The following is a 5,982-nucleotide window of genomic DNA, read 5'->3' on the forward strand; positions in this document are numbered from 1 at the left end:
ATGTCGGCGGCGGCTTTGGCGGCAAGTCACGCAACCAGCAAGTCGTCGAAGCGGCACGCTTGGCGAAGCTGGCCGGCAAGCCGGTGCAGGTGGCGTGGACGCGCGCGGAAGAGTTCTTCTATGATTCCTTCCGGCCCGCAGCAGTGGTGAAAATAAAATCCGGTCTCTCAAACTCGGGCGGCCTCGCTTTTTGGGATTATCATGTTTATTTCGCTGGTGAGCGCGGGGCGCAGCATTTTTATGAAATCCCTCATCACAGCACAGCGGTGCATGGCCGCGGTGTTGCGGGTGCGCATCCGTTTGCCACCGGCCCCTGGCGCGCGCCGGCAAATAACACCAACACCTTTGCGCGCGACTCACAGATCGACATCATGCCGGCACAATTGGGCATCGACCCGTTGGAGTTCCGCTTAAAAAATCTGAAGAACGAAAAAGTGCAAGGCGTTCTCAAGGCGGCGGCGGAAAAATTCGGCTGGAAGCCCGGCAAGCTGCCCAGCGGCAGAGGTTTTGGCATAGCGTGTGGTTTTGATGCGGGAACCTGGGTTGCCGTGATGGCGGAAGTTGCCGTCAATAAGGATAACGGCAGCGTGCAGGTCAAGCGCGTGGTTGCGGCCCAGGACATGGGTTTGGTGATCAATCCCCAGGGCGCCAAAATTCAAATGGAAGGTTGTGTGAACATGGGATTGGGCTATGCGCTGACCGAGGAAGTTCACTTCAAAGGCGGCCAGGTTCTTGATCTGAATTTTGACACGTATCAACTCCCGCGCTTTTCCTGGATGCCTGAAATCGAAACCGTGCTGATTGATTCGAAGGATGCGGATCCGCAAGGCGGCGGCGAGCCGGTGATCATTTGCATGGGCGCAGTGATTGCGAATGCGATCTTTGACGCGACCGGCGCGCGGTTATTTCAATTGCCGATGACGCCGGAACGTATCCTCAGCGCGATGACCTGAGAAGCAAATGACAGAAGTAGGGGCGACCGGCCCGGTCGCCCCTACCTCGGCTTTTCATGTTGTGAAGGACGGTAATATTGTTTTCGTGCTGGCTTTATCGGGTGCTGGCATGCAACACCGTCATACCGATGATTTGATCGCCTTCATAGCGAACGATAATGTCTTCGTCGGTGATTTCACTATCCGTGGCAAAGCTCGGCTTCTTGAAATTGATATACAAGGCATCTGCTTCCTGGTCGTAAGACAGCCAAACATAGCCTTCCGGCGATTGTTTGACGGCAGGCACAAGCTTGAGATACTCGGCGAGATTCGCTATGGCCATGATTGTTTTCTCCTGTTCAATGAGCCGGTTCGGCGGGTCAGAAAAGCCGTGATGATAAAACCATCGGAAGCAAGCTCTCGGTAGACAACAACCAGGAATTTGCCGGGGTCCTGTTCTCGCACAGCGAGCAATTCTCCCGCGCCACCACTCAGCACCCGCTGCGGCTGTGCGACGGCCTCAAGAAATTCCAAACGCCTGCCGGCAAGCTCTCCGTGTTCCTCGATGATGTGAGCCCAGCGTTCATCGGTCAATCGAATCGGAATGCCATTTTTAGAGGTGACTTCAGCAGTCATTTCTTCACGCCGGGCTATTCACTCTTAACAATAGACTTGACTCTATATCGCCTCGATTCTTACGCCGCCAAAATACCCAAAGCCCATATTAAAATCAAGCAGCACCTCATCTGCTTGAGAAGTGAGGAAGAGACGAAAATCTGTTTGCGAGAAGGCGAATGATGCTGCTTTTTTGTTCTGCTAAAAAATGCTTGCTTTTCGAAGATGATTGCAACAACCTTGTCAGAAAAAACTGTTTGGGAAGAAATCGCAATGAAAATTCCGGTTATTCTATCGTTTCTGTTGGCATTGACAGTCGCAGCCAATGCCCAAGTTTCGCGCGGTGTGGTGAAAGAAGGCCTGACGCTCGACAGCAAAATTATGGGCGCAAAAGTGCGCTATACCATTTACCTGCCTTTTGATTACGAAACCTCGAGCCGTTTTTACCCCGTGGTCTATTTGCTGCATGGTTACACCGACAACGACATGGCGTGGATTCAATTTGGCGAGGCGCATCTCATTGCGGACGAAGCCATTGCCAGCCGCGAGATTCCGCCCATGATCATCGTCATGCCCGATGCCGGCGTGAGCTGGTATATCAACAACTATAACAATTCTGTGCGTTATGAAGATTTTTTCTTTCAGGAATTTTTGCCGTACATCGAATCGCATTATCGCATTCGCGCGGAGAAGAATTACCGCGGCATTGCCGGCCTTTCGATGGGCGGTTTTGGCACGTTGGTTTATATCATGCGTCATCCGGAGCAGTTTGTCGCGGGTGCGGCGCTGAGTTCTGCCGTCAACACGACAGAGCAATTCATCGCCATGGACGACCGCGGTTGGGGCCGCTGGCCAACCGCGATTTATGGCGCGGGATCAGGCGAGGCGCGCATCACGAATCATTTACTCTCTTACCAGCCCATTCGAATGGCGGAAACGGTGGACGTTGAAAAGCTCAAGAGCGTTAGAATTTATCTCGATTGCGGAGACGATGATTATCTCACCATTGGCAATGCCATGCTGCACGTGGCGCTCACGCAGAGGCAAATTCCGCACGAGTATCGCGTGCGCGACGGCAGCCACGCCTGGTCCTATTGGCGCAGCGGTTTGCTGGAGGCACTGAAGTTCATTGGCGCGAGTTTTCACAAGCCGTAGTTGTACTGCCCGGGCGGTTTTGTTTTGATAATTTATGAAAAGTACGGGAACTTTTTCAGGTTCGGGTGAATTCTATGTACTAAAATTTTTTCGTCACAAAGGATTTGTGATGTAGCACATGCACCTTTAAATTTCAGCATGCTCGTGAGTGACAAGTTCTTTCCATGCTCAATTCCTCACGCCGCCAAAATCGTCCCTTGCCTAACGATCACCACAGGGCTTTTTCTCAATTCCTGTCGGCATGCACCAACGCAGCCAAAAGTCGAAAATCTCACTCCAATCCTAAACAAGGTTGTAATTCAACCCAACGCCAACAACGCGCTGAGCGCATTTGTAAAAATCTGCGCTGAGAATGTCGCTTCCGTCGAAGTAGCTTTTGGCGTTGATTCACTGCTGAGCGAACATACGCCTCCGGTGGTGATGACGGCAGACTCGGCGCGCATTCTTGTGCTGGGACTGAAGCCCGCGACTTCATATTTTATGAAGGCCGTCGCCCATGCTCCCAACGGCAGCAAGGCGGGGAGTCCGCGCTTTTCCTTTGCCACTGCGGCGTTGCCGGATGATCTGCCGGAGTTTTCCATTTTAACCAACAATGCTCCGACCCCGGGATTCGTGATGATGGGATTGACCTTCGGCGGCATCACAAACAAAGGCTATGCTCTCATTTTAAATAATGACGGCCAAATCGTTTGGTATCGCAGATTCCAAGGCTCGGTGATCGATTTTCAACAACAACCGACTGGCAATTACACGGTTTTTACCTCGGCCGACGGCTCGCCCATGCACTTTTATGAAATCGATCGTGCCGGAAATATCTTGCGTGAATTTCACGCGAGCAACGGCCGGGACACCGGACCGCATGAGTTGAGGCTGTTCGATGATCGCTATACATTGTTCGGCATCGAATTTCGTGAAATGGATCTCACGGCATTCGGCGGCCTGACGAATGCGAATGTGCGCGGCATCGTGGTGGAGCATCAGCGCGACAACGCGCCGCCATTATTGTGGCGTACCTTTGATCACTTCCAAGTTACAGATGCGGCGACGGATATTTCTCTCGTTGGCGCCAACGTCAACCCGTGGCACGGCAATGCCATTGACCTCGACGCCGACGGCCATTTGTTGGTGTCATTTCGCAATTGCGATGAGATTACCAAGATCAATGCGCAGACCGGAGAGATCATCTGGCGTTGGGGCGGCAGAAACAATCAGTTCGCTTTCCTCAATGATCCGCTCAATGGTTTCTCGCACCAACACGGCATTCGGCGTTTGAGCAACGGTAATGTCATTTTGTTTGATAACGGCAATTTACACACGCCGCCGGTTAGTCGCGCCGTCGAATATAGACTCGATGAAACCGCCAAAACTGCGGAATTGGTGTGGGAGTATCGTCACGATCCACCCCTGTTTGCTTCTGCTCTCGGTTTTGCGCAACGTTTGACGAATGGCAACACGCTGATCTGCTTTGGCACAGCCCAACATCTTGTCGAAGTCGATCAAATGGGAATGAAGCGTTGGGACTTGGCGATTGCAAATCCCCAAAACTTTGCCTATCGCGCATTTCGCATTGCTTCATTGTATTAAATTACATCGAATTTCTGCTTGACTTGTGGGGGCTTTTTTTGTATCATATCCCCGACCAAAATAGTCGGATTTCAATAAAAGCCATGTTACGACTGTCACGCAAAGCTGAATACGCCATAATCGCGTTGAAACACATGCTCAATCGCGATGCTGAACATTTGTGTACCGCCAAGGAAATTGCGGAGCGTTATCGCATTCCTGATGAGTTGATGGCCAAGATTTTACAGAAGATGGCGAAGTCCGGCATCGTGGCGAGCACGCAAGGCGTGCGCGGCGGTTATGTTCTTGGCCGGTCGCCGAATAAAATTTCCGTGGCGGATGTGGTGGAGTGCATCGACGGACCGTTCGGCATTGTCGAGTGTGTTACAGAGAATGAAGGCTGCAAATGCATTCAATATAGTGAAGGCGTGTGCAACATCAGCGACCCGTTCATGAAAATTCAGCTTGAATTCAAAAATTTCCTGAACGGCATTTCGCTCACCGATCTCAATCAGCCGGTGGGGCGAACGCCGAAGTTGCACCAAGTCATGGTTTGAAAAACGTTAACGTCACTTTTATAAATTTTTCAAGGAGGTTTACCGTGATTAACTTGTCTCCCAAAGCAGCAGAGGAAGTGAAGAAGATCATTGCGCAAGAAAGCCAGAACGAGGGTGAATTGGCGTTGCGTGTGGGCGTGCAAGGCGGCGGCTGTTCGGGTTTATCCTATTTCCTGACGCTGGACAAGGATGCGCGTGAAGACGATGAAGTGTTGGTGTCGAACGGCGTGAAAATTTTGTTGGATTCCAAGAGCGCGCTTTATCTCGAAGGCACGACCGTGGATTACACCGACGGTTTGCAGGGGTCGGGCTTTACCTTCGTCAATCCGAATGCGCAGCGCACCTGCGGCTGCGGCCATTCGTTCCAGGCGTAAGTCGCCCTCCGGAAGGATTCCTTTTGATCCGAAGTTAGAGAAATGAAGATCGCAACCGGTCCATCGTCGATCCTCCCTCTGCAATCTTCGGATAATATCAGGTTCATTGCTTTATCATTGACGACAGGGATGAAAATGAGCACCGAGATTAACACCATAGAAAAACTGACGCAAGGCGAATACAAGTACGGTTTCTTCACGGACATCGAAACTGATGTTGCGCCCAAAGGCCTCAATGAAGACATCATACGCTTGATCTCGTCCAAGAAAAACGAGCCGGCCTTCATGCTGGAATGGCGTTTGAAAGCCTATCGTCATTGGCTTAAGATGAAGGAGCCGCGCTGGCCCAACGTGAGTTATCCGCCGATCAACTATCAAGACGTCATTTATTATGCCGCGCCGAAAGCGCGCAAGCAGCTCAACAGCCTGGATGAAGTCGACCCCAAGCTGCGCGAAACCTTCGACAAGCTCGGCATTTCCTTGGAAGAGCAAAAGCGGCTCTCCGGCGTGGCGGTCGATGCGGTGATGGACAGTGTGTCGGTAGCGACAACGTTCAAGAAAGAGCTGGCCAAGCAGGGCATCATTTTTTGTTCGTTCTCTGAGGCCGTGCTGCATCATCCCGAGTTGATACAAAAATATCTCGGCTCGGTTGTGCCGTATACCGACAACTACTTTGCGACGTTGAATTCTGCCGTGTTTAGCGACGGTTCGTTCTGCTATGTGCCCAAGGGCGTGCGCTGCCCGATGGAGCTTTCGACGTATTTTCGCATCAACACCGCGAACACC

General features: G+C 51.8%; 8 protein-coding genes. 6 read left to right on the plus strand and 2 right to left on the minus strand.

All coding sequences use genetic code 11. The annotated features are described in order from the left end of the window. On the plus strand, window positions 1-953 hold a 953-nt coding region (locus tag FBQ85_25455), incomplete at its 5' end, for a xanthine dehydrogenase family protein molybdopterin-binding subunit (protein MDL1878478.1). 94 nt (window positions 954-1,047) lie between these two features. Here the strand turns inward: FBQ85_25455 and FBQ85_25460 are convergent. Both FBQ85_25460 and FBQ85_25465 read right to left on the minus strand, forming a co-directional pair. Continuing rightward, on the minus strand, window positions 1,048-1,275 hold the full coding sequence (locus FBQ85_25460) for a DUF2283 domain-containing protein (protein MDL1878479.1): 228 nt from the start codon (window positions 1,273-1,275) through the stop codon (window positions 1,048-1,050). Further along, window positions 1,266-1,568 (minus strand): hypothetical protein, encoded by a 303-nt coding sequence (locus tag FBQ85_25465; GenBank protein ID MDL1878480.1) that lies wholly within the window; start codon window positions 1,566-1,568, stop codon window positions 1,266-1,268. Before FBQ85_25465 ends, FBQ85_25460 begins: the two co-directional genes overlap by 10 nt. Window positions 1,569-1,820: 252 nt before the next feature. Between FBQ85_25465 and FBQ85_25470 the strand changes: the two genes are divergently transcribed. The 5 genes from FBQ85_25470 to FBQ85_25490 form a co-directional block, all read left to right on the plus strand. Next, window positions 1,821-2,702, plus strand: a complete 882-nt coding sequence (locus tag FBQ85_25470; GenBank protein MDL1878481.1) for an esterase family protein — start codon at window positions 1,821-1,823, stop codon at window positions 2,700-2,702. 138 nt (window positions 2,703-2,840) lie between these two features. After that, entirely contained in the window at window positions 2,841-4,286 is a 1,446-nt protein-coding gene (locus FBQ85_25475; protein ID MDL1878482.1) for a hypothetical protein, read from the plus strand. A gap of 83 nt (window positions 4,287-4,369) precedes the next feature. Continuing rightward, complete coding sequence (locus FBQ85_25480) at window positions 4,370-4,822, plus strand: Rrf2 family transcriptional regulator (GenBank protein MDL1878483.1); 453 nt, start codon at window positions 4,370-4,372, stop codon at window positions 4,820-4,822. Window positions 4,823-4,866: 44 nt separating this feature from the next. Beyond that, on the plus strand, window positions 4,867-5,196 hold the full coding sequence (erpA, locus tag FBQ85_25485; GenBank protein MDL1878484.1) for an iron-sulfur cluster insertion protein ErpA: 330 nt from the start codon (window positions 4,867-4,869) through the stop codon (window positions 5,194-5,196). 135 nt (window positions 5,197-5,331) lie between these two features. Beyond that, the coding region (locus FBQ85_25490; protein MDL1878485.1) for a Fe-S cluster assembly protein SufB at window positions 5,332-5,982 on the plus strand (651 nt) is incomplete at its 3' end.

It is taken from the genome of Cytophagia bacterium CHB2 (assembly GCA_030263535.1).
Taxonomy (GTDB): Bacteria; Zhuqueibacterota; Zhuqueibacteria; order Zhuqueibacterales; family Zhuqueibacteraceae; genus Coneutiohabitans.

What these genes read in the sequence shown, in the direction of transcription:
- FBQ85_25470 (MDL1878481.1), top strand. Translation starts at nt 1,821, where the DNA reads ATGAAAATTCCGGTTATTCTATCGTTTCTGTTGGCATTGACAGTCGCA.
- FBQ85_25475 (MDL1878482.1), top strand. Translation starts at nt 2,841, where the DNA reads ATGCTCGTGAGTGACAAGTTCTTTCCATGCTCAATTCCTCACGCCGCC.
- FBQ85_25465 (MDL1878480.1), bottom strand. Translation starts at nt 1,568, where the DNA reads ATGACTGCTGAAGTCACCTCTAAAAATGGCATTCCGATTCGATTGACC.
- FBQ85_25460 (MDL1878479.1), bottom strand. Translation starts at nt 1,275, where the DNA reads ATGGCCATAGCGAATCTCGCCGAGTATCTCAAGCTTGTGCCTGCCGTC.
- FBQ85_25480 (MDL1878483.1), top strand. Translation starts at nt 4,370, where the DNA reads ATGTTACGACTGTCACGCAAAGCTGAATACGCCATAATCGCGTTGAAA.